This is a genomic window from Mycobacterium sp. NGS17 (assembly GCF_059813205.1).
In genome coordinates this window covers 111217-132191 of the sequence record NZ_JCALED010000008.1, presented here as the reverse complement: position 1 = coordinate 132191, position 20975 = coordinate 111217, and the positions used below count along the sequence as shown (strand labels likewise).

Genomic DNA, 20975 nt, shown 5'->3' with positions numbered 1-20975 from the left:
CTCTCACGGCTGGTGGGGTAACAGACGAACCATCAGGCCGTTGGCTTCGCTGAGCAAGGTTCCATCGGCGGCTGTCATAGTAGCGTCAATGAAAACCTTCCTGCCGTCGACGCTGGTGATGCGGCCATGGGCGGTCAGCGGCTGGTCGATGGGGGTGATGCTGCGGAAGTCGACGTGTAGGTAGGCCGTGCGCGTCGGCCGGATGTCGGCGGTCGTCACGACCATGCCGAACAGCCAGTCGTAAAACAGCGGGATCATGCCGCCGTGCACGGCCCGGTTCCCGCCGATGTGTGCGGTGCTGAAGTGACCGGCCATCCGAACGCCGCCGGGACCGGACTCGGTCACCATCCAGGGCGGCATCAGGGGATGGGCCAATCCGGGCAGGCTCAGCACCCGCCCGGCCACCGCCTCGGTCTCCGGAACCTGGTGGCCGTTCAACAGCGCGCAGGCGTTCTCCAGGTGAGCGGTCGCGGCGGCCCACACCGCCGGGTCGGGCTTGGTGGACACCGTGAGGTCCTGCAGACGGCGCAGCGCCGCGACGAACGGGCCCAGTTCCTCCGGCGCGTCCTCGACGGGTCTGACGTCGGGGAAACCGCCACGAACTTCCGGCGCTGTTTCGGTCATCGCGTTCCTTCGTCCCAGGCCCGCAGCAGCTCGTCGGTGCTGGTGATGGTGGCCAGCAGCGACAGCGTGTTGGCGATCATCGCTGCACCATAGTCCGCGGGTATGCCGGCCACCGCGTCGCGGGGCAGGACCACGCGGTAGGCGGCGTTGACGGCGTCCATGACGAGGTTGGGAATCGCGATGTTCAGCGAAACGCCGACGACGACAATCGTCGACACGCCGAGATTGCGCAGCACCGCGTCCAGGTCGGTGCCCCCCATCGGGCCTACGCCGTGCCACCGGCGCAGCACCAAATCCGAAGGCTCCGGCCCCAATTCGGGCAGCAACTCCGCTCCCGGCGTCCCGGGCGTGATGTCCACCTGATTGCCGGTGCCCATCGCGAAGATCTTCGCGTTGTGGTTGGAGCCGAGCCCGTCGGGCCGCCGCTGCACCAGGCAGTGCACGACGCGCACTCCGGCCGCGCGGGCCGCGGGCAGCAGCCGCGCGATGTTGGGCAGCGCCTCGCGGCGGGCTTCCTCCGCGAGCATCGCCAGTCCGGCGTCGGGACCCATCACCGCGCCCTGGCACTCCTGGGTGACGATCGCGGTGTTTTCCGGTGCGGCGAGCCTGGCCAGTCGGTCCGTCATGCGGGGGCGCCCACCGGCGCGACGTCATAGAACTGCGTCGCCCATTTCCGCAGCGCCATATAACCTTTCGCGTCGACCTTCGACAGCGCGGGGTGTTCGACGTACTTCTGGTAGCGCCAGATCTGCAGATCGTCGAACACGGTGGACAGAAACTGCTTCTCGATGACCTCGCGAAGTTTGCCGTCGGGAACGTCCCCGGTGTCCCCGGGCAGTCGCGGCCACCAGATCGAGTAGAACAAGTCCGAGCATTCGTCGTCGACCGGCGTACAAGTGAAGATCAAGCGATGGTTCTGCGCCCCCTCGAAGACGCTGATCGCGCCGCCGAGACCGAACAGGTGGCTGTGGAACCGCAACGCGAGATCATCTGGGTTGTCGCTACGTGCGTCGGGCCAGCCCGCGATGAACTGCCATTCCTGGTCGACGATCTTCCACTCCAGCACCCTGGGCGTCACGGTGGCGTGGTGGACGTATTCGAAATGGGCGCTGTCCGGGGCATTTTCGGCCACGATCTGCGGATGCACCGGTTCGCGCTCCGCGCGCCGGGAGAACTCCGGGTATGCGCGGTAATAAGCCGCGGGGTCCGTCTCGAACTGCGGGAACTTGTGAAAGATGTCCGGCATCTCCCATTGCGGTTCCTCGCCGTCCGGGTGGTGCCAGACGAAGACGCAGTCGTACTGCTCCCGCACGGGAAACACCTTGAGGCGTAGCCCGCGGTTGGGCCGGTCCGGCTGGTAGGGGATGTACCGGTTGGTGCCGTCCGGACCCCAGCGCCAGCCGTGAAAGGGGCACTCGACGCAGTCGCCGACCACCTTGCCGCCGTGACCGATGTGCGCGCCCAGGTGTTTGCAATGTGCCTCCAAGACGTGCAGCTCACCCTGCTCATCCCGGTAGGCCACCAGGTCCTCACCGAAGTAATGCAGCGGCCGGACCTCGCCGGCGGGGAACTCCGGAGACCAGCCGACCATGAACCAGCCGGTGACTTTCCAGGTGAATGGGACTTTCACGGTCAACGCCTCTCGTGATCGTTGATACTAAATCCATTACAGTATAGATTTCAGCAGTCCGGTCCGCGCGCGGCAAGGAGCGACATGACGACAGCGGCTGACGAGCTGGAAGCCATCCGGCAATCGAAGGCGCGCCCCTGCCGCTTCGGGGATACCGGCGCCGCTGCGCTGAAATCGCGGCTGGCGGATACGCCAGGATCGAATTGGCTTGGCTAATGAAGGTGAGCGACATGGCGACGGCGGCGAACGGGCTGAGCCTGGCTAAAGATGTGGTTCGCGAATTGGGAATGCTGGCGCCGCGCACCGTGGCCGGCCTGCGCGAGTCGACCGGTTGGGTCCCACTATCGCCACGCGGTGCGCGTCAGTTCGGCGAGGCGATGCTCGACGAATTGGTGCTGAGCGCCTTTTCACTGCTGGGCGGCAGTCCCGCGGAGATGCGGTCACTGGACGTTTGCACCGCGGCCGCCGAGGAGCTCTCGTCGCTGGGCATCGACCGGGCGCACGCGGAGCCGAACCCGTTGCGGCCAACCTCGTTACGCAGGCGCAGCATCGCCGGTCTTGCCTACGAGCGGATGGCTTTCGAGCACGACCCGACGTTGCCGGCCACGCTGGAGGCCGACGGGCTGGGCGGCCCAGCACGGGCTGTGGTGCGCCTGTGTCGGCACCACGACGGACCTCGTCCATGGCTGGTCTGGGTGCACGGGGCCGGCCAGGGTGGCGACGAAGACCTGCTGATGGCACGGATTGGGCGCATCCACCACAAGCTGGGCTTCAATGTCGCGCTGCCGGTGCAGCCCGGTCACGGCTGCCGGCGACGCCAATGGCCGGCCTATCCCGACATGGACCCGCTGGGCAATGTGGCGGGGATGATGCGCGTGGTGTCCGAGGTGCGCGCGGTCGTGCGGTGGGTGCAGCCACAAGCCACCGCCGTTGTGGTGGCGGGGATTTCGATGGGCACTCCGGTCGCCGCACTCGTCTCCCACCTGGAGAAGCAGATCGATGCCGTCGCCCTCTACACGCCGATTCTGGGGCTCAACGCGATGATCGCGCGGCACCTGCAGCGGTGGGGCGCATCGCGGGCAGGATTCCGCGAGTTGCTGCAATCCCCCGTGGTGACCCAGCTGACGTCGGTGATCGATCCGCTGGCGGTCACTCCATCCCCGCCGCCGGATCGCCGCCTGATCGTCGGGGCGTGGCACGACCGGATGGCGATGCGCGAGCCCGTTGATGCGTTGCACGAACGCTGGGGCGGCCAGCTGTACTGGTACGACGGTAGCCACGTCGGACACGTCTTCTCCCGGCGCGTGCAGCGGATCACCGACCGTTTCCTGCGCGACGTGGCCGCGCGAAAAGCCGCGGTGCCGGGTTGATGGCGCCCACGTGGACCGCGCGGACGGTGGTCGAACTCTACAACCTCGTGGTGTGGAACGAACGCAACATCGATCTGGCCGAGGAGTTGTTGGGCGACACCGTCATTCGGCACGAGGTGGGTTCCTCGCGTACCCTGACCCACGCCGAAGCCGTGCAGCGCGTGGTGGACATGTGGCAGCTGGCCGATTCGCTGCGCTTCGACCTCAACGTCGTCATCGAGGGCGAGGACGGCGAGCACGTCGCCATCGTCTACGACTCGACGATCACCACCAAGGACGGCACCGAGACCAACATCGCCAGCATCGAGGTGTTCCGCGTCGTCGAAGGCAAGATAACCGAGGTGTGGAACTGCGGCTACCAGCAAGGGGTGTGGAATTGAGCGACCATGCGCTTGATGAGTTGGGCTTCTACCTGCTGGCCGGGGCCGGTGGTGAGGGCCCTGCGACGTTGATGGACGAGGCGCGTCGCGGCGAGGAACTCGGCTTCGGCACCGCCTTCATCTCCGAGCGGTGGAACGTCAAAGAGGCTTCATCTCTGGTCGGGGCGGCGTGCGCGGTGACCAATCGGATGCAAATCGCCACCGCGGCAACCAATCACAACACCCGCCATCCTCTGATCACCGGATCCTGGGCGACCACGATGCATCGCCTGTCCGGCGGCCGGTTCACCCTGGGCATTGGCCGCGGCATCGCCGCGATCTACGGGGCCTTCGGAATCCCGGCGGTGACGACGGCGCAGATGGAGGACTGGGCTCAGGTCATGCGCCGGCTGTGGCACGGCGAGCTGATCTTCAATCACGACGGCCCGATGGGCAAGTACCCCATCTTGTTCCTCGATCCCGACTTCAACGAGGACATCCGGCTGGCGCTGGTGGCCTTTGGGCCCAACACGCTCGCGCTCGGCGGACGCGTGTTCGACGACGTCATACTGCACACCTATTTCACGCCGGAGACCTTGCAGCGCAGCGTCAAAACCGTGAAGTCGGCTGCGGAGAAGGCGGGCCGCGACCCGGACAGCGTGCGGGTGTGGTCGTGCTTCGCCACCGTCGGTGACCACCTGCCCGAAGAACTCCGGCTCAAGAAGACCGTCGCGCGTCTGGCCACCTACCTGCAGGGCTACGGCGATCTGCTTGTCGCAACCAACAATTGGGATCCCGCTGTGCTGCAACGCTTCCGCGAAGATCCGGTGGTCACCTCGATCGCGGGTGGGATCGATCACAAGGGCACGGCCAAGCAAATCGAGCACATCGCGACGCTGATTCCCGATGAATGGCTGGAGCCATCGGCCACCGGGTCGGCGCAGCAGTGCGTCGACCGCATCCGCAAGGAATTCGACTACGGGGCCGACGCGGTCATCATGCACGGTGCCACACCCGACGAGCTCGAGCCGATCGTCGCGGCCTACCGCGCTGCGAACTAGCCAGACGCGCGGACAATCACGGCATGATGACGGTCCGGGTCACCGGCTCGGCGGCGGCTTGCCTGCCGGACAGGCCACGCTTCAGCGAGGCGAGTAGGGCGTCCCGTGTCTCGCGTGGATCGATGAGTTCGTCGAACCCCATGTGCTCGGCAGACCGGTAGGACGCCTGCAACTCGGCCTCGCGTAACTTCGCGGTGACGTCCTCGCCGGCGTGTGTGGCCCGGCCCAGCGCGGCCGCGCTCATGGCGCCCATCGTCGCCCCGGGATAGGCGAAAGTCGCGGACTGGCTGTCGAACCCCAGCAGGGACATGACCATGGAGCCGAACCCGTATGCCTTGCGCAGCGTCACGTGCAGCTTCACCGTGGTGGCGGCCGTCTGCGCGGCGAACATCCGTGCCCCGGCGCGCAACACACCGCTGCGCTCGGAGCGGCTGCCGGGCAGCATGCCGGGATTGTCGGCGAGGAAGACGAGAGGCAGGTGGAACGAGTCGGCCACCAAGATGAAGTGCGCCGCCTTGTCCGCGGCCGCGGCGTCGATGGAGCCGGCGAGTACCTGAGGTTGGTTGGCCACCACCGCGACCGGGTGGCCACCGAGATGGGCCAGCGCGCAGATGATCGCCTTGCCGTACTGCGGCTGGACTTCGAACCAGTCGGGCCGGTCGAATATCACGTCGAGCACCGCGCGCATGTCGTAGACGCGGCGGTTGTCGCGGGACACGATGTCGAGCAGCTCGGGCGTCGCCCGTGGCTCGCTGTCCTCGTCCTGCGGCAACGATGCCGGGTACGACCATGCGCTCGGCGGAAAGTAGGACAGGTAGCGCCGGACGTCGTCGAGGACGGCTTCGTCGTCCTCAGCGACGTTGTGGATCACGCCGCTGGGCAAAGCGACGTCGGGCCCACCGAGGTCCTCCTTCGAAATGTCTTCTCCGGTCGACTCTTTGACGACGGGTGGTCCAGCGGTGAAGATCGCGCCCTGCCTGCTCATGATCCGGAAATCGCAGACCGGAGCCACCAGCGCGCCGTGTCCTGCCGACGGCCCGAGTACGGCACCGACGGTCGGGACGCGGCCCGAGCACTGCGCCTGGGCCAGTAGATCGGTGGGGGTGCGGCCGTAGTGTCCGCCCCCGGGGCGAAAACCGGCGCCTTCGAGCAGCATCACCAGCGGGATCTTGTCGCGCAGCGCCAGTTCGGCGATGCGGTACCGCTTGGAGTTGCCGCCGGGCCCGATGCTGCCCGCCATGGTGGTGAAGTCCTCGGCGCCCAGCATCACCGGTGAGCCGTTGATCTCACCGGAGCCGACGATCAGGCCGTCGGCCGCGATCTCGCCACCGACCAGCGTGCCGAGCTCGCGAAATGTGTGCGGGTCGAGGAGGTACTCGATCCGCGCGCGGGCGTCGAGCTTGCCTTTGTTGTGGTGCTTGTCGAGTCGCTCCGGTCCGCCCATTGCCCGCGCGCGCTGACGGCGACGCTCGAGGTCCTCGAGCGTTTCTCCCCAATCCTGGGCTTTCGGCATGTCTATGTCCTACCTCATGGAAGATTCTTCGCGCGACCAGTTCGATGGTGGCGACCCGCTGCGCCCGGCTACGCCGCGCTTGCGATCACCACAGATTTGTAGGGTCACATACTGGATTGCTTACTGTAAAGTTACCCGCAGGCCCGACGCCGCGCGCCTCAAGGTCGACGGGGCGTCCCAAATCGAGGAGTCTCGGCAGTGAGCGCACCGACGATGGACGAGGCCGCGAAGCTGTTGGCGGACCCGTTGGCGTACACCGACGAGCGCCGGCTGCATGCGGCGCTGACGCACCTGCGGGCCAACGCCCCGGTGTCCTGGGTGGACGTTGCGAACTACCGGCCGTTCTGGGCGATCACCAAACACGCCGACATCATGGACATCGAACGCGAAAACATGCTCTTCACCAACTGGCCGCGGCCCGTGCTGACCACCGCGGCGGGCGATGAGATGCAGGCCGCCGCCGGGGTGCGCACGCTGATCCACCTGGACGACCCCCAACACCGGGTGGTGCGCGCGATCGGCTCCGACTGGTTTCGCCCAAAGGCGATGCGGGCGTTGAAGGTTCGTGTCGAGGAACTGGCCAAGATCTACGTTGACAAGATGATGGCGGCGGGCCCCGAATGCGATTTCGTTCAGGAAGTCGCCGTCAATTACCCGCTCTACGTGATCATGTCGCTGCTCGGGCTGCCCGAAGCCGATTTTCCGCGCATGCTCAAGCTGACCCAGGAATTGTTCGGCAGCGACGACTCAGAATTCAAACGCGGCACCACAAACGAAGACCAGCTGCCGGCGTTGTTGGACATGTTCGCTTACTTCAACGGTGTGACGGCGTCTCGCCGCGCGAATCCGACCGAGGACCTCGCGTCGGCGATCGCGAACGCCCGCGTCGACGGCGAACCCCTCTCCGACATCGACACCGTTTCCTACTACCTCATCGTGGCCACCGCCGGCCACGACACCACCAGCGCGACCATCTCCGGCGGGTTGCAGGCGCTGATCGAAAACCCGGACCAGCTCCATCGTCTGCGCGACAACCTGGACCTGATGGCGCTGGCCACCGAGGAGATGATCCGCTGGGTGACCCCGGTCAAGGAATTCATGCGGACCGCCGCCAAGGACACCACCGTGCGTGGAGTGCCCATCGCCGCGGGGGATTCGGTGCTGTTGTCCTACGTTTCGGCCAACCGCGACGAGGACGTCTTCGCCGATCCGTTCCGCTTCGACGTCGGGCGCGAGCCCAACAAGCACGTGGCCTTCGGCTACGGTGTGCACTTCTGCATGGGTGCCGCGCTGGCCCGCATGGAGGTCAGCAGCTTCTTTGCCGAGCTGCTGCCACGGCTCAAATCGATTGACTTGAACGGTGACCCGGAACTGGTCGCCACTACCTTCGTCGGCGGACTCAAACACCTGCCGGTTCGCTACTCGCTCGCTTGAGGTGCGGCCGCGGCGGCTGTCGCTACACTCCCCGTGGAGGTCGAGGCAATGGCGCGCAGGACGATTGTCATCACCGGTGCCAGCGACGGCATCGGCGCCGCCGCGGCCCGCCGGCTCAGCCACGGCGGCGACGATGTGGTGTTGGTGGGACGCTCGGAGAGCAAGACCGCGGCCGTGGCCGCGGAGCTGGACGCCGACTACTTCGTCGCCGACTTCGCCGACCTGTCTCAGGTGCGGGCCCTCGCGGACAAGATCCGGTCCCAGTATCCGCGCATCGACGTGCTGGGCAACAACGCCGGGGGAGTGTTCTCCAAGCCGCAGCGGACGGCCGACGGCCATGAGATCACCCTTCAAGTCAACTACCTGGCGCCGTTCTTGCTGACCACCCAGTTGCTGGATGTTTTGGTCGGTTCGCGAGCCACCATCGTCAATACGTCCAGTTCGTCCCAGCGACTGTTGCGCAAAGTCAAACTCGCCGATTTCGACGCAACGGACCGGCGCGGGCCGAGCACCGCCTATGCGTTGGCGAAGCTGGCAAACATCCTGTTCACCAAGGAATTACATCGGCGCTTTTTCGCCGACGGTCTTTCGGTGGCGGTGGTCCACCCGGGTTTCGTCAATACCAACATCGGTCAATCATCTGGGTCACGGTTCCTGACCACCATGCAACGGACGCCGGTCAGCAAAATGATCAAGTCCGCGGATCACGGCGCCGACCAGCTGGTCTGGCTGGCGACGAGCGTGCCCGGAGTCGACTGGGTGCCCGGCGAGTACTACGTGAAAGGCAAAGTCGCCAAAGCGAATCGGGCGGCCGACGATCCCGTCCTCGCGCACCGCTTGTGGCATCACACCATGGCCAAGATCGTTTAGGGGCCGCGGACGTCGGAGGCTCGGTACTGGAGAGGAAGTTCATGCTAGGGATCCATCACGCCGCAATCTGCACCGCTGACGTCGACCGTTCGATGAAGTTCTGGCGTGACGGCCTGGGATTCACCAAGTTGTTCGGCCACACCTTCACCGGAGACTGGCCGGAACTGTTCGGCGCGCAGACCGATCGGCTGCAGTCGGTATTCCTCGGTGATCCACAGACGCCAGATGCCGGGATCGTCGAGTTGGTTGTCTTCGAGGGCGCCGACGAAGCGCCGCCCGTACCGGCGGGTCCCCGGCACGGATTCTTCCTGCTCTCCCTGCAGCGTGACGTGGACGAAACCCTCGCCGCGCTAGCCGAATTGGGCTTCACCGACGGTGTTCGCCGGATCACCGTTGCGGCCCCGGCGGGCAAGACCGTGCCGATGGCCGTCATCACCGCACCCGATGGCGTGGTGGTCGAGTTGATCGGGCCCGCGCAATGAGCGCCGCGAGCGCCGTGGTGACCGGCGGCGCCTCCGGCATCGGGCGGGAGGTCAGCCGACGGCTACGCGACGTGGGACACGACGTCGTGGTGTGGGATCTGTCCGGTGGTGACATCGCCTGCGACGTCAGCGATCCCGACGCGGTGTCGGCGGCGATGGAACGAACGGTGCGTGAGCACGGTGCGCCCACCCGGATGGTCACCTGCGCCGCGATCGGTGCGTCGGGCTTGTTGCTGGACCAGCCGCTCGACGAGTGGCAACGGGTGTTATCGACGAACCTGACCGGCACCTGGCTCTGCATTCGCGCTGGGGCGCAAGCCATGATCGACGCCGGAGTCGGCGGCTCGATCGTGGCGGTCTCCAGCATCAGCGCCACCGTCGCCGACCGGGACATGGGCGCGTATTGCGTCTCGAAGGCGGGGGTCAACATGCTGGTGAAGGTCGCCGCCGAGGAATGGGGCGGCCACGGCATCCGGGTCAACGCAGTAGGTCCCGGTGTCACTCGCACACCGATGCTGCCGAATCCGGAGGCGTTGCCCGGCTGGGTGGAAGGGCTTTCCGAGCGGACCGCATTGGGCGGGCTGGGCGAGGCTTCCGAGGTGGCCGCCGCTATCGTCGGCGTCCTCGAATTGCCATGGGTGACCGGACAAATCGTGCATGCCGACGGCGGCTTGGCGCTTCACAGCCCGATCGACGCGTATGGCCAGCTGCAGCGGGTGCGCAGCCGCAGGAAATAAGCTCAGGCGATCCCGAAATCGATAATGCCGCGGACGATCCTGCCGCTGAGCAGATCGTCGTAGGCGTCGTTGACCTCATCGAGGCGATAGCGCTTGGTGATCATCTCGTCGAGCTGAAGCTGGCCGGTCTCATACAGCCGTGCCAGCCGGGAGATGTCAGCCTTCGGATTGCACGAGCCGAAGATGGTGCCCGCCAACGTCTTGTTCATCAAGATGAAGTCCTGCAGGTCGATCTTGACCGACCGGGTCAACTGCGACGTCATGCCGGTGAGCACGCAGGTGCCGCCCTTGCGGGTGAGCTTCACCGCGTCGCGGACGTCCTCGGCGGTGATCAGCGACGGCGATACCACCACCGCGTCGGCCATCACCCCGTAGGTCAGGCCGCGCACCAGATCCAGCGCCTCGTCGATCGTGGCCGCGGTGTGCGTCGCGCCGAACCGCAGCGCCGACTTCTGTTTGAACTCCACCGGGTCGACCGCCACGATCTGCGCCGCGCCGTTGATCCGGGCACCCTGAATCGCGCCCGTGCCGATCCCGCCGACGCCGATCACCACGACGGTATCGCCCGCGCGCATGTTCGACCGGTTGGCGACCGAACCGTAACCGGTCGGGATGGCACAGGACAGCAGCGCGCTCGACGTCAGTGGCAGGTGCTGCTCGATCTTCACCAGTGAATTGGCCGATACCACAGTGTGTTCGGCGAAGGCGCCGATCTTGGCGATGTGACCCAGCTTGCGGCCGTCGGCGGTGTGGTGACGGAACGTGCCGTCCGTCGGCATTCCCGGGATCATGGTGCCCATGCCGACGTCGCACAGGTACTCGATTCCACTGGCGCACCAACGACATTGGCCGCACACGGCGACGAATGACATCACCACGTGGTCTCCAGGGGCGAAGTCGGTGACACCGGGCCCGACCTCCCGCACGATGCCGGAGCCTTCGTGCCCGCCGATCATCGGGAACATGGTCGGCAAACCCATCGACCGCATCACCTCGTTGGGCGCTGACATGTCGCCTTTGAGGATGTGGTCGTCGGAGTGGCACAGGCCGGCCGCTGCCAGCTGAACCAGGACCTCGCCGGTCTTGGGGGGATCGAGCTCGAATTCCTCGACAGACCACGGTCCGCCGACGTCGTGCAGAATCGCTGCGCGGCTTCTCATGCGGCGGGGGTGAACGTGACCGGAAGCTTGTTCGGCGACCGGAAGGTGAGCCCGACGATCTTGGATTCCACTCCGGTTCCGTCATCGGGCACGAATGCCAGATTGTCGACGCGGTCGAACAGGCTGTTCAAGATGACCCGCGTTTCAAGCCGGGCCAGGTGCATGCCGAGGCACATGTGGATACCGCCGGCGAAGGCGATGTGGGATTGGCGGGGCCGGCAGATGTCGAACGTGTTGGGATCGGTCCACCGGCTCTCGTCGCGATTGGCCGATCCCATGCACATGTCGATCTGGGCCTCGGCCGGAATGGTTTTGCCGCCGATTTCGACCTCCTCGGTGGTGGTCCGCATGACGGTGGTCAGCGGCGTTTCGAACCGTAGACCCTCCTCGATCGCCATCGGGATCAATGACCGGTCCTTGGTGACCATCGCCAATTGTTCGGGGTGGGTCAGCAGCAGGTACAGCAGATTGCCCGACGAACGATAGGTGGTCTCCAGGCCGGCCGGCAGCAGCAATCGCAGGAAGGCGATGATGGCCTCGTCGGTGAGCTTCTCGCCGTCGATCTCGGCGGCAACCAGGTCGCCGACGATGTCGTTGGTGAGCTTGCGCCGTCGTTGCTCGACTTGTTTGAGGAAGTAGTCGTAGAGCTCGGTGGCGGCGGTCAATCCGGCCATGATGTCGGTCGGGATCGAGATCAGGTCGAGGGACAACCGCCGGAAGAAATCCAGATCCTCGGCCGGCAGGCCGAGCAGCGTCGAGATGATTCGGGTGGGAAATTCGAAAGTCAGCGCCTTCACCAGATCGGCATGCCCGTCGTGCTTGATTTCGTCGACCAGCTGATCGCAGACCGGCCCGATGACCGACGGTTCCCACCGCTCCAGCGCGGTCGCCCGGAACGCCTTGGCCACCAGGTTGCGGTGGTCGTGGTGTTCCCTGCCGCCCATCGCCAGGATGGTGTGTCCCATCACCAATCCGATCGTCTTGTCGTAGGCGGCGGAGGTGAAGATCCGGTCGTCGCGGAAGGCTTGAGATACACCGTCGTAATCGAACAGGACCCACTCGTCGCTGGGCCGCAGCTCTTCCGGCAACTGCGTGTTGTCGTTCAGCGAGCCGTGCCACACCGGGTCGGTGTGCCGCATGTGTTCGAAGAACGGGTAGGGACTGGTTTCGCCGGTGAAATCGAGTGAGGGTACGACGGGCTGACCATTCGGGCCAGTGCTGAGCGTCATCAGCGCTCCTCCTGAGACAACCGATAAGGCCGTTCACGCGGACCGGATCGCGAGTGGCCGCGAATTTCACGGCGGGGGTAACCGAGCTGAAAATAGCTATCATAGTATAGATAGCAACGAAGCCCAACGACCGGGATCCGCCGGGGCGGACTGCGCCCGATCGCGGGGTGTCGAAGACCGGGCGGATAGGGCCTCATTTCACCGCGACGCCGGCTCGCCGGGCTTGATTCGCGGCGCCGAGCACCTGATGTGTCAGTGCCTGAAAGCGCAGGTCTACGTTGAAGGAGGTTCCGTTGGGGCCCACCTTCGAAGACCACCGATGAGCCCGCACGACGAGCCCGGAAAATGAGTTGATATGACACAGACGAATTTGGCGCGGCCGCACGGCCTCAACCGCATCGATCCGGTGCTCCGCGACGCGGCCGTCGAGCTGGGCGCCTTCGAATTCCGTGCCGAGACACTGCCCGCCGAGCGGGAACACGCCAACCTGCTCGCCGCGCGGCGCGCCGCGGCCGCCGATACCACTGGTGTCTCGGTCGATTCGCGATCGATCGCCGGTCCCGACGGTCAACAGCTCGGCCTGCGTTTGTATCGCGGCCGCAGCGAATCCTGCGCGCCGGTGGTGCTGTACGCCCATGGCGGCGGGTTCGTCACCGGAAACTTGGAAACCGACCATGCGCACTGCGTGGAGCTGGCTCGTGACGGCAATTGCCTGGTGGTTTCGGTGGACTACCGCCTGGCCCCCGAAAATCCATGCCCGGCGGCGCTCGACGACGTCGAGGCGGCCCTCCGTTACGCCATCGAAAACAGCGCGGAGCTGGACGCCGACGCCGGCCGCATCGCCGTAATGGGCCGCGACGCCGGTGCTGCACTGGTCGCGGGTTTGATCCAGCGCATGTTCGATCAGGAAGGTCCACCGATCCTGATGCAGATCCTGCACCAGCCGATGCTCGACTCCGACGCCACGCCCTCACGCCGCGAATTCCAGCGCACCCCGGGCCTCAACGGCCCGGCCGTGAGTCGGGCGTGGAACCACTATCTGGGCCACGCCAGCGCCAACGGTCAGCACGTCCCCGCGCACCGCGCCAACCTCGAAGGCCTGCCGCCCACGTTCGTCAGCTGCTCCGAGATCGACCCGTGCCGCGACGAGGCCATCGACTATGCCAACCGGTTGTTGCACGCGTACGTCCACACCGAACTGCACGTGATCGCCGCGACCTTCAACGGCTTCGACTCGATGGTCCCCGATTGGGTTGTTTCCCAGGAGAATCGGGCGCTGCACGCGCAGGCGGTGCGCCGCGTGTTCGCCATGTAGCGCAACCGTCTCGAAATACGTGCTGGTCTACGCCGTTACCGATCGAACTCCGGTATCTCTTACCGTATTGCGCGTTGCTAACATCAGGATCGCCAGCCAACCGAGGACCGATCGGGCGGATGATCAAACACACAAGCCGTTTCCGTTGCAGCCGCAGCGTTCGAATGTCACGAAGGACCCCCTCGGCACCATGACCACCCTCGATTCTCCCGAAAAGATCCTCTTCACCTCGACCACCCAAGCGTTCCTGGAAAAGGAAGCGCCGCTGCGCCGGGTTCGGGAGCTGCACGCCGCGGGTACGTCGTTCGACCCCGCGTGGTGGCGGCGCGCCGCGGAACTCGGCTGGACGGGCCTCCTCGTGCCGGAGGAGCTGGGCGGCGGAAGCGTCTCGGAGAACGGCTTCGCCGATCTGGCGATGGTCGCCGAGCAACTCGGCAAGACGGTGGCCCCTGGACCGCTGTATCCCGTGAGCACCGTGCTGGCCGGACTTGTCGAGTGCACAAACCCCGGCGAGCACGCCGACACCATCGAGGCGCTGATATCGGGTGACTCCGTGGCGTCGTGGGCGGTCTGCGAGCCGGGCGAGGGCTGGGCGCCGCTGAATCCCTCGGTCACGGCCACCGAAACCGATTCCGGTTACCGCATCGACGGCGTCAAGGACCGCGTCGAGGCGGGCGCCCAGAGCGCGGCGCTGCTGGTGGTGGCGCGCTGCGGCGCCGATCCCGCCGAGATTCGTCAGTTTCTCGTTCCGACGGACGCCCCGGGGGTCCTTGTTGAGCCCCAGCAGTCGGTGGATCTGGTCAAGCAATACGCCCGGGTGCACTTCGACGGCGTCGTGGTGCCGCGGTCCGCGGCCGTCGGCACCGCCGAGGAGACGGCTGCGCTCGTCGAACGACAAAGCCAGATCGCCCAGGTCCTGCAGTGCGCGGAGGTGGTCGGTGCCCTGCAGACGGTGTTCGACCTCACCGTGCAGTGGGCGCTGGACCGACACACGTTTGGCCGTCCGCTGGCGTCGTACCAGGCCCTCAAGCACAGATTCGCCGACATGAAGCTCTGGTTGGAGGCCTGTCGCGCCACCACCTCCGCGGCGGTCGCCGGCGTGGCGGCCCGCGCGCCGGAGGCGAATGTGTCAGCCAGCATCGCCAAGTCCTACGTGGGCGAGATGGCGGGTCAGATCGTGCAGGCGTGTGTGCAGATGCACGGCGGTATCGGCGTCACGTGGGAACACGACCTGCACCTGTACCTACGCCGGATCACGTTGTACCGCGGCATGTTCGGGACGCCGGAGGAACACAATCTGCGCGTCTACGAGTTCGAGAAGGCGGGTCGTTCGGGGAAATGATCAGCATCCGATGACGCCGACCGAATCCGTTGCACAGTTCGCCGCCCGAGCCAGGGCATGGCTGGCGGACAACATGCCCGCCGTCGACAGTGAGGCCCCACCCGCCGCACCGCGCGACGAGGAACGGTCGTGGCTCAGGGCCAGGGAACTGCAAAAGCGCTTGTACGACGGCGGATTCGCCGGCATCTGCTTTCCCCGTGAGTACGGCGGCCTCGGTCTGGACTACGAATACCAGAAGGCATTCGACGCCGAATCCCTCGGCTATGAGATGCCGCTGATTCTCAACACCCCGACATTCACGATCTGCTGTGCCACGCTGCTCGACACCGGCAGCGAAGAGCAGAAGAAGCAGCACATCGCCGCGGCGTTGCGCGGCGAGGAAGTGCTCGTGCAGTTGCTGAGTGAGCCCAGCGGCGGATCCGACCTGGCGGGTGTCCTCACCCGTGCCCAGCGGCGCGGTGACCGCTGGGTCATCAACGGCGCCAAGACCTGGAGCACGAGTGCGTTCGCCGCCGATTACGGCCTGTGCCTGGCCCGCACCGACTGGGACGTGCCCAAGCACGAGGGCCTGACGATGTTCCTGGTGCCCATCGCCCACCCGGGAATTACATTGCGGCACATCACGATGCTGAGCGGTTCGAAAGAATTCTGCGAGGAGTTCCTCGACGGTGTCGACGTCGGAGATGACGCCGTCGTCGGAGAGGTCAACGGCGGCTGGGCGGTGGCGTCCCGGCAGCTCTACCACGAACGCCGGGCGGTGGGTCAGGGGTCCGAGTTCGCCAGCGGCAGCGGCAGCGAGGGCGGCAATGCGATTCCGGTCGACTACGTGGCGCTCGCGGAGAAGACCGGGCAAGCCGACAACGAACGCGTGCGCGAGATGGCCGGTCGCGCCCTGGTGCACCGCGCGGTGGCAGAGCAACTGATCGGGCACGTCTATCGCTGTGTCAGAGACGGCGTTTTGCCGCCCGCCGCCGGAACGCTCATCAGGCTGTTCCACTCCGAGACCACGACCACCGACGTCGACACGGCGCTGGCGATCGCGGGAAGTTACGGCGTGGTGGGGGAGCAGGGCGCCGGACTCCAAACGGGTCTGCGGTATCTGTCCCGACAGACCGTCGCCATCGGCGGTGGCACAACGGAGATGGCCCGCAACGTCATCGGCGAGCGGGTGCTGGGCTTCCCCCGCGAATACGCCGCCGACCGCGGGGTGCCGTTCAACCAGGTACGGCACGGCGAGCGAGCCGATCGCGCCTAACCCTCGGCGACGAGATTCTCGGCGAGGCCGCCGACCACCGGGAGCTGCACGAGCGACAAGACGTGATGCGCCGGGCTTCCTGGCGGGGCCACCAGCACGTACTCGCTGCCCTGTCGGCGCGCTCGCTCGCGGGCGGCCGCCAGCGCGCTGACACCCGCCGATCCGAGATGGGTCACGGCGGTGAGATCGACCGTCAATGGTGCGATGCCGGAACGACTTTCGACAGCGATCTGACGGTCGAGGGTCGACGCGGTATTGGAGTCGACCTCGCCGCTGACCACGATGCGCCCCGGCTCGCTGACCTCGGAGGCGAATTCCGCGCTGGCCGACCGCCGACCGGTCGCCCGGGCGACCGATGAATCCGTGACGAAGTTCGCCGGCCGGGAAAGTCGGTGCGTCACGGTGGCGGTCGTGCCGCCGGCTCCACGACTGATGTGCGCACTCGACACCAGGGCCTCGGCCATGGCGAGGCCGCGGCCGCGGCCCGTCTCGCCCTCGCGGTGGTCCTTCCACCGGCCATGGTCGGTCACCGACGCGTGCAGGTTGCCATCCCCGGACAGCGTTGCCTCGACGACGACGCCGTCGGGAACCTCTGTGCCATAACCGTGCTCGACCGCGTTCTCGACGAACTCCGAGATCGCGTGCACCACATCGGAGATGTCGTCGGTGTCGGCGCCAATCTCCGACAGCCACTGCCTAAGGCGGGACCGCACCGTACGCGCGGCCTGGATGGTCGCATCCACTGTCAGGTGCAGCGGTGCGGGCGGTGTGCGGCGTTGCGCCGCGAGAAGTGTCACATCGTCGCTGTAGCCCGTCGAACGCAGCAGCAATTCCAGTGTCTCCGAGCAGATTCGGTCGATCGGCCGGACCGATGACTCGATGACGAAGCCGCGCTGCCCGCCGACGATATCCGCGGTCAGCTCGGCGAACTCGGCGGTGCTGGCGCCCACCGGCCGACCGGGCCTTTCGATCAGGCCGTCGGTGTACAGCAGAATCGAGTCGCCCACGTCAAGGAATTCGGTGCGGACCGGGAAGCCGGTGCCGCTGCCGAGCGGACCCGCGCCGGAAGGCTCGAGATAACGGGCGGTTGCGTCCGCCGTCACCAACAACGGCGGTGGGTGCCCGGCGGTGCAGTAGCGGAATTCGCCGGTGCCGAAGTCGAGTGAGCCGACGCAGATCGAGGCGGTGTCCGAGCCGGGGACGTGCTTGCGGAATCGGTCGACCGCCTCGAGTGCCTCGGCGATCGGATATCCCGCCAAGACCTGCATCCGCAGCGCGGTCCGCAGCTGCGACATCGCCGCCGCCGCTTCGACGCCGTGGCCGACGACGTCCCCGACGGCGAGCACCAGCCGGTCGCCGAGGGGTATCGCGTCGAACCAGTCGCCGCCGGCCGCGGTGTCCTGCGCTGCGACGAGATACTGCGCGGTCACGTCGGCGCCGGGGACGATGGGCACCGAGGATGCCAGCAGCGCCTGCTGCATGATGGTGGCGGAGTCACGGACGTTGCGATACCGCTCGGACATCTCCTCGAGGCGTGCGTCGGCGGCCATCCGGGTCTGCACCCGGCTCGTGACGTCGACGAAGGCCAGCTGTACGCCCTCTATCGAGCCGTCCGCCGCGCACCGCGGCGTGACGATGAAGTCGAAGAAGTGCTCCTGCGCGCTGCCCGCGCCTTCGAAGTCGGCCTGAACCCGCCACTCGGTGCCGGATTGCGGCTCGCCCGTTTGATACACCCGATCGAACATTTGAAAAATCTGCTGGCTCTCCAGCTCTGGATAGACCTCGCGTGCGAGTAGCCCAATTGGGTCGATTGGCGGGCCGAGTGCGCGGTACGCCGCATTGACCGCGACAAACCGGTGGTCGGGCCCTTCGAGTCCGACCAACAGCGCGGGAACATTCTCGAAGACGCGGCGTACGTCGTCTGCCGCACCGACGGTTCTGTCCCAGTCGTTTTCGGCCACCATCCGACCGTTCCTCCTAGCGGCCTCCGGGCAGCCCGCGAAGACGGGCCGAGTCGGAACCGGTTCAAAAGGGCGGACCTATTTGCACACGTAGTTGTTCACATTAGCAACCGTTGTCGCACGCGTGTTGCCTCGGTTTGATGCCGGTCTAGGTGGGTGCGGGTGGTCGTGGTCGATCTCGTGGCGCGGCGCAGCCTGATCCGGTTTACCTTCGCGGATTCATCACAACCGCAACGTCTTCCGGCTCGCGCGGCGGCACCGATCAGGCTGAGATCGGCTTTTTGGCCGGCGCGGAAACCTTCATGAGTTTCATCAGGTTGCCGCCCATGATCTTGGCGATGTCGGATTCGGAGAAGTCGGTGAGTTCGTCGACGAAGGAGATGGGGTCTTTCAGGCCTTCGGGGTGTGGCCAGTCGGACCCGAACATCACCCGGTCGGTGCCGACCATGTTGACGATTTCGGTGAACCGGTCCTCCCAGAACGGGGTGATGTACACGCACCGCTTGAACGCCTCGATCGGATCCTCGCTGAACGACTGCGGCATCTTCTTGTAGACGCCCTTGAGGCCCTTGAAGAGATCCGGCACCCAGTCGGCGCCGTTTTCGATCGACAGGATCCGCAGTTCCGGGTTGCGCGACAGCGCGCCGTGGCACACCAGCGCACCCATGGCGTCGAGGATCGGCCGGTGGCCCATTGCGAAGCTGCGGAACGGGGTCGGCTTGAACGGCAGGAACTCGTCACCGGGTTCCCACACGTTGGCGAATTCGGAATAGCCGCTGTCCGAAGCGTGCATCGACACCGGGATCTCGGCCTTGATGCAGGCCTGCCAGAACGGGTCGAACTCCTCGAGCCCGAACGATCGGCTGCCGCGGAAGCCGGGCACCGGCGCCGGGCGAACCAGGACGGTGCGCGCGCCGCGCTCGAGGCACCACTGCAGTTCTTCCAGGGCGCGGTCGACGATCGGCAGCGTGATCACCGGGGTGGCGAAGATCCGGTCCTTGTAATTGAACGTCCACTGCTCGTGCATCCACTCGTTGAGCGCGTGGATGACGTCGTGGGTCATCTCCGGGTCGTCCTTCATGCGTTCCTCGACCAGGCTGGCCAGGGTCGGGAACATCAGCGCATAGTCGATGCCGAGTTCGTCCATCACTTCGAGGCGCGCGCCCGGCTCACGGAAGGCGGGGATGGCCTTCATCGGCTCGCCGAGGATCTCGCGGTAGCTCTTGCCCTGCGCGCCGTTGCGGAAGTAGTCCTCCTGGGCGCCCGGCTTGGCCACCTTCTCGAAGGTGGGGTTGGGGATGTACTCGCTAATGTGGCCGCGCACAACGATTTTGGTGCGGCCGCGAACCTGCACGTAGTCGATGACGTTCTTGCGCTTGTCCGGAAGGTATTTGGTCAGCGCTTCCTGTGGCTCGTACATGTGGTTGTCGGCGTCGAAGACGGGGAAGGAAAGTTCGCGCGAGGGCATGGCGATCTCCTTGGGAAAAGTCTGGATTCTCTGTCGCTGGTAATGACGTTACCACTTCTGCGCAATTAGCTGTACCGGATTCGCGGACCCCCGGGCCGGCTCAGGCGTCCGGCCAGCTAGGAAGCTTCGGTGTGGCGCCCTCGATGACGGCGAAGTTGACGGTCGCCGTCGCCAGCAGCTCGTCGTCGCCGTCGCCGTAGATCTCGACTTGCATGACCATTGCCCGCCGGCCCGAACGCAACATCCGGGGCACAGCGAACGCCGCGCCCTGCCGTACCGGCCGCAGATAGCGGATGAACAGATCCGCGGTGGTCATAGTGGTGCCCGGCTTCAGATAGTCCAGCCCGAATTGTCCGCCCGCCACATCCACGAGCGTGGCGATCAGACCGCCCTGCAGCGCGCCGGACGTGTTGACGACCGCGGGACTCACCGGCATGGTCATGGCGAATTCGCCGTTGCGGGTGCTGGGGCGCATGCCGATTTGGCTGAACAGCTCGGCCAGCGAGGGGGCGGCCGATTCTTCGTCGGTGTCGCGGATGCCCAGGGCGCGGCTGCAGAAGTCGTAGAGCTGGCCGACATCGACCGGTGTCCCGTTCAATTCCGAACCGAGCCAATGCAATCGCTGCGCACCCATCATCGTCTGCATGACGATCGCGGCCGCCGCGCCGACGTCCAAGCCCGGGTTGAAAACGCCCTCGGTGATGCCCTGCCCGACGATGTCGCGAATCAAGCCGTGCAGCGGAGAGAGCACCCGGGCGTATTCGCGAGGCCGAGTCTCGGCCAGGTGCTGGTTGTAGAGGGTCAACGCTCGATTGAGGCTGTCTTGAGTGCTCGATTCCGGCTGCTGGCTGACCCTGTCGATCAGCAATTTCAATGCCGCGGTGCTGTCCAACGCCGTGGTTTCGGCGCGCCACGTCTGCACCGATTGGGCGATGGTTCGATCGAACAGCGCCAGCAGCAGTTCGTCCTTGCTGCTGAAATGTTGGTAAAAGGCTCGCAGCGACGTCTTCGAGCGCGCGACCACCTCTTGAACGGTGAAGTCCGTGCGTCCCGTTTCGCCCAGTATCGCGACGGCGGTTTTGATGAAGCGGTCGCCGCGAGTGATCTTCACTTCGTCTTTGGGGTCGGCCATCAGCGCTTGGTCCCCTTCCATAGCGCGCAGGTC

General features: G+C 66.0%; 20 protein-coding genes. 11 read left to right on the top strand and 9 right to left on the bottom strand.

Annotated elements, in window-relative coordinates; genetic code table 11:
• Positions 1–3: 3 nt before the first annotated feature.
• Genes AC5Y7E_RS18340 through AC5Y7E_RS18330 form a run of 3 tightly spaced genes read right to left on the bottom strand, consistent with a single transcriptional unit; the run spans position 4 to position 2254 of the window.
• Positions 4–624: a PaaI family thioesterase gene (locus AC5Y7E_RS18340; RefSeq protein ID WP_499950199.1), complete on the bottom strand. Its 621-nt coding sequence runs from the start codon at positions 622–624 to the stop codon at positions 4–6.
• Complete coding sequence (locus tag AC5Y7E_RS18335; RefSeq protein ID WP_499950198.1) at positions 621–1250, bottom strand: cysteine hydrolase family protein; 630 nt, start codon at positions 1248–1250, stop codon at positions 621–623. Before AC5Y7E_RS18335 ends, AC5Y7E_RS18340 begins: the two co-directional genes overlap by 4 nt.
• A complete protein-coding gene (locus AC5Y7E_RS18330) occupies positions 1247–2254 on the bottom strand; it encodes a Rieske 2Fe-2S domain-containing protein (protein ID WP_499950196.1) in 1008 nt (335 codons plus the stop codon). The genes AC5Y7E_RS18335 and AC5Y7E_RS18330 overlap by 4 nt, the downstream gene beginning before the upstream one ends.
• Positions 2255–2338: 84 nt before the next feature.
• Here AC5Y7E_RS18330 and AC5Y7E_RS18325 point away from each other — a divergent pair, with 84 nt between their 5' ends.
• The 4 genes from AC5Y7E_RS18325 to AC5Y7E_RS18310 are packed head-to-tail and all read left to right on the top strand — an operon-like array spanning position 2339 to position 5044.
• Positions 2339–2470 carry a hypothetical protein gene (locus AC5Y7E_RS18325; RefSeq protein WP_499950194.1) on the top strand — a complete coding sequence of 44 codons (132 nt, stop codon included), beginning with the start codon at positions 2339–2341 and terminating at the stop codon, positions 2468–2470.
• 14 nt (positions 2471–2484) lie between these two features.
• Complete coding sequence (locus AC5Y7E_RS18320; protein WP_499922002.1) at positions 2485–3624, top strand: alpha/beta hydrolase; 1140 nt, start codon at positions 2485–2487, stop codon at positions 3622–3624.
• Positions 3624–4004: a nuclear transport factor 2 family protein gene (locus tag AC5Y7E_RS18315; protein WP_499950192.1), complete on the top strand. Its 381-nt coding sequence runs from the start codon at positions 3624–3626 to the stop codon at positions 4002–4004. The genes AC5Y7E_RS18320 and AC5Y7E_RS18315 overlap by 1 nt, the downstream gene beginning before the upstream one ends.
• On the top strand, positions 4001–5044 hold the full coding sequence (locus AC5Y7E_RS18310; RefSeq protein WP_499950191.1) for a TIGR03857 family LLM class F420-dependent oxidoreductase: 1044 nt from the start codon (positions 4001–4003) through the stop codon (positions 5042–5044). The genes AC5Y7E_RS18315 and AC5Y7E_RS18310 overlap by 4 nt, the downstream gene beginning before the upstream one ends.
• A 16-nt stretch (positions 5045–5060) precedes the next feature.
• Here AC5Y7E_RS18310 and AC5Y7E_RS18305 read toward each other — a convergent pair whose 3' ends face one another.
• A complete protein-coding gene (locus AC5Y7E_RS18305) occupies positions 5061–6557 on the bottom strand; it encodes an acyl-CoA carboxylase subunit beta (protein ID WP_499950189.1) in 1497 nt (498 codons plus the stop codon).
• Between the two features lie 213 nt (positions 6558–6770).
• On the opposite strand from AC5Y7E_RS18305, the gene AC5Y7E_RS18300 reads away from it, so the two are divergent.
• Genes AC5Y7E_RS18300 through AC5Y7E_RS18285 form a run of 4 tightly spaced genes read left to right on the top strand, consistent with a single transcriptional unit; the run spans position 6771 to position 10080 of the window.
• Positions 6771–7991 carry a cytochrome P450 gene (locus AC5Y7E_RS18300; RefSeq protein ID WP_499950315.1) on the top strand — a complete coding sequence of 407 codons (1221 nt, stop codon included), beginning with the start codon at positions 6771–6773 and terminating at the stop codon, positions 7989–7991.
• Positions 7992–8039: 48 nt separating this feature from the next.
• The gene (locus AC5Y7E_RS18295) at positions 8040–8861 is read left to right on the top strand and encodes an SDR family NAD(P)-dependent oxidoreductase (protein WP_499950313.1); all 822 of its coding nucleotides are present in this window, start codon (positions 8040–8042) and stop codon (positions 8859–8861) included.
• A 41-nt stretch (positions 8862–8902) separates the two neighbouring features.
• Positions 8903–9343: a VOC family protein gene (locus AC5Y7E_RS18290; RefSeq protein WP_499950187.1), complete on the top strand. Its 441-nt coding sequence runs from the start codon at positions 8903–8905 to the stop codon at positions 9341–9343.
• Positions 9340–10080 (top strand): SDR family NAD(P)-dependent oxidoreductase, encoded by a 741-nt coding sequence (locus tag AC5Y7E_RS18285; RefSeq protein ID WP_499950185.1) that lies wholly within the window; start codon positions 9340–9342, stop codon positions 10078–10080. Before AC5Y7E_RS18290 ends, AC5Y7E_RS18285 begins: the two co-directional genes overlap by 4 nt.
• Before the next feature lie 2 nt (positions 10081–10082).
• Here AC5Y7E_RS18285 and AC5Y7E_RS18280 read toward each other — a convergent pair whose 3' ends face one another.
• Together AC5Y7E_RS18280 and AC5Y7E_RS18275 are read right to left on the bottom strand one after the other, a co-directional pair.
• On the bottom strand, positions 10083–11240 hold the full coding sequence (locus tag AC5Y7E_RS18280) for a Zn-dependent alcohol dehydrogenase (protein ID WP_499950184.1): 1158 nt from the start codon (positions 11238–11240) through the stop codon (positions 10083–10085).
• Entirely contained in the window at positions 11237–12469 is a 1233-nt protein-coding gene (locus AC5Y7E_RS18275; protein WP_499950183.1) for a cytochrome P450, read from the bottom strand. Before AC5Y7E_RS18275 ends, AC5Y7E_RS18280 begins: the two co-directional genes overlap by 4 nt.
• Before the next feature lie 355 nt (positions 12470–12824).
• Here AC5Y7E_RS18275 and AC5Y7E_RS18270 point away from each other — a divergent pair, with 355 nt between their 5' ends.
• The 3 genes from AC5Y7E_RS18270 (at position 12825) to AC5Y7E_RS18260 (ending at position 16381) form a co-directional block, all read left to right on the top strand.
• Complete coding sequence (locus AC5Y7E_RS18270) at positions 12825–13784, top strand: alpha/beta hydrolase (RefSeq protein WP_499950181.1); 960 nt, start codon at positions 12825–12827, stop codon at positions 13782–13784.
• A 190-nt stretch (positions 13785–13974) separates the two neighbouring features.
• On the top strand, positions 13975–15126 hold the full coding sequence (locus AC5Y7E_RS18265; RefSeq protein WP_499950179.1) for an acyl-CoA dehydrogenase family protein: 1152 nt from the start codon (positions 13975–13977) through the stop codon (positions 15124–15126).
• A gap of 10 nt (positions 15127–15136) precedes the next feature.
• Positions 15137–16381 (top strand): acyl-CoA dehydrogenase family protein, encoded by a 1245-nt coding sequence (locus tag AC5Y7E_RS18260; RefSeq protein ID WP_499950177.1) that lies wholly within the window; start codon positions 15137–15139, stop codon positions 16379–16381.
• Here AC5Y7E_RS18260 and AC5Y7E_RS18255 read toward each other — a convergent pair.
• From AC5Y7E_RS18255 to AC5Y7E_RS18245, 3 genes are all read right to left on the bottom strand, one after another.
• On the bottom strand, positions 16378–18345 hold the full coding sequence (locus AC5Y7E_RS18255; RefSeq protein ID WP_499950175.1) for a SpoIIE family protein phosphatase: 1968 nt from the start codon (positions 18343–18345) through the stop codon (positions 16378–16380). The genes AC5Y7E_RS18260 and AC5Y7E_RS18255 overlap by 4 nt on opposite strands.
• Positions 18346–18604: 259 nt before the next feature.
• On the bottom strand, positions 18605–19810 hold the full coding sequence (locus AC5Y7E_RS18250; protein WP_499921977.1) for an amidohydrolase family protein: 1206 nt from the start codon (positions 19808–19810) through the stop codon (positions 18605–18607).
• A 100-nt stretch (positions 19811–19910) separates the two neighbouring features.
• Positions 19911–20942, bottom strand: a complete 1032-nt coding sequence (locus AC5Y7E_RS18245; RefSeq protein WP_499950173.1) for a hotdog fold thioesterase — start codon at positions 20940–20942, stop codon at positions 19911–19913.
• Positions 20943–20975: the final 33 nt, after the last annotated feature.

What these genes read in the sequence shown, in the direction of transcription:
- AC5Y7E_RS18340 (WP_499950199.1), bottom strand. Translation starts at nt 624, where the DNA reads ATGACCGAAACAGCGCCGGAAGTTCGTGGCGGTTTCCCCGACGTCAGA.
- AC5Y7E_RS18335 (WP_499950198.1), bottom strand. Translation starts at nt 1,250, where the DNA reads ATGACGGACCGACTGGCCAGGCTCGCCGCACCGGAAAACACCGCGATC.
- AC5Y7E_RS18325 (WP_499950194.1), top strand. Translation starts at nt 2,339, where the DNA reads ATGACGACAGCGGCTGACGAGCTGGAAGCCATCCGGCAATCGAAGGCG.
- AC5Y7E_RS18320 (WP_499922002.1), top strand. Translation starts at nt 2,485, where the DNA reads ATGGCGACGGCGGCGAACGGGCTGAGCCTGGCTAAAGATGTGGTTCGC.
- AC5Y7E_RS18315 (WP_499950192.1), top strand. Translation starts at nt 3,624, where the DNA reads ATGGCGCCCACGTGGACCGCGCGGACGGTGGTCGAACTCTACAACCTC.
- AC5Y7E_RS18305 (WP_499950189.1), bottom strand. Translation starts at nt 6,557, where the DNA reads ATGCCGAAAGCCCAGGATTGGGGAGAAACGCTCGAGGACCTCGAGCGT.
- AC5Y7E_RS18300 (WP_499950315.1), top strand. Translation starts at nt 6,771, where the DNA reads ATGGACGAGGCCGCGAAGCTGTTGGCGGACCCGTTGGCGTACACCGAC.
- AC5Y7E_RS18295 (WP_499950313.1), top strand. Translation starts at nt 8,040, where the DNA reads ATGGCGCGCAGGACGATTGTCATCACCGGTGCCAGCGACGGCATCGGC.
- AC5Y7E_RS18290 (WP_499950187.1), top strand. Translation starts at nt 8,903, where the DNA reads ATGCTAGGGATCCATCACGCCGCAATCTGCACCGCTGACGTCGACCGT.
- AC5Y7E_RS18285 (WP_499950185.1), top strand. Translation starts at nt 9,340, where the DNA reads ATGAGCGCCGCGAGCGCCGTGGTGACCGGCGGCGCCTCCGGCATCGGG.
- AC5Y7E_RS18280 (WP_499950184.1), bottom strand. Translation starts at nt 11,240, where the DNA reads ATGAGAAGCCGCGCAGCGATTCTGCACGACGTCGGCGGACCGTGGTCT.
- AC5Y7E_RS18275 (WP_499950183.1), bottom strand. Translation starts at nt 12,469, where the DNA reads ATGACGCTCAGCACTGGCCCGAATGGTCAGCCCGTCGTACCCTCACTC.
- AC5Y7E_RS18270 (WP_499950181.1), top strand. Translation starts at nt 12,825, where the DNA reads ATGACACAGACGAATTTGGCGCGGCCGCACGGCCTCAACCGCATCGAT.
- AC5Y7E_RS18265 (WP_499950179.1), top strand. Translation starts at nt 13,975, where the DNA reads ATGACCACCCTCGATTCTCCCGAAAAGATCCTCTTCACCTCGACCACC.
- AC5Y7E_RS18260 (WP_499950177.1), top strand. Translation starts at nt 15,137, where the DNA reads ATGACGCCGACCGAATCCGTTGCACAGTTCGCCGCCCGAGCCAGGGCA.
- AC5Y7E_RS18255 (WP_499950175.1), bottom strand. Translation starts at nt 18,345, where the DNA reads ATGGTGGCCGAAAACGACTGGGACAGAACCGTCGGTGCGGCAGACGAC.
- AC5Y7E_RS18250 (WP_499921977.1), bottom strand. Translation starts at nt 19,810, where the DNA reads ATGCCCTCGCGCGAACTTTCCTTCCCCGTCTTCGACGCCGACAACCAC.
- AC5Y7E_RS18245 (WP_499950173.1), bottom strand. Translation starts at nt 20,942, where the DNA reads ATGGCCGACCCCAAAGACGAAGTGAAGATCACTCGCGGCGACCGCTTC.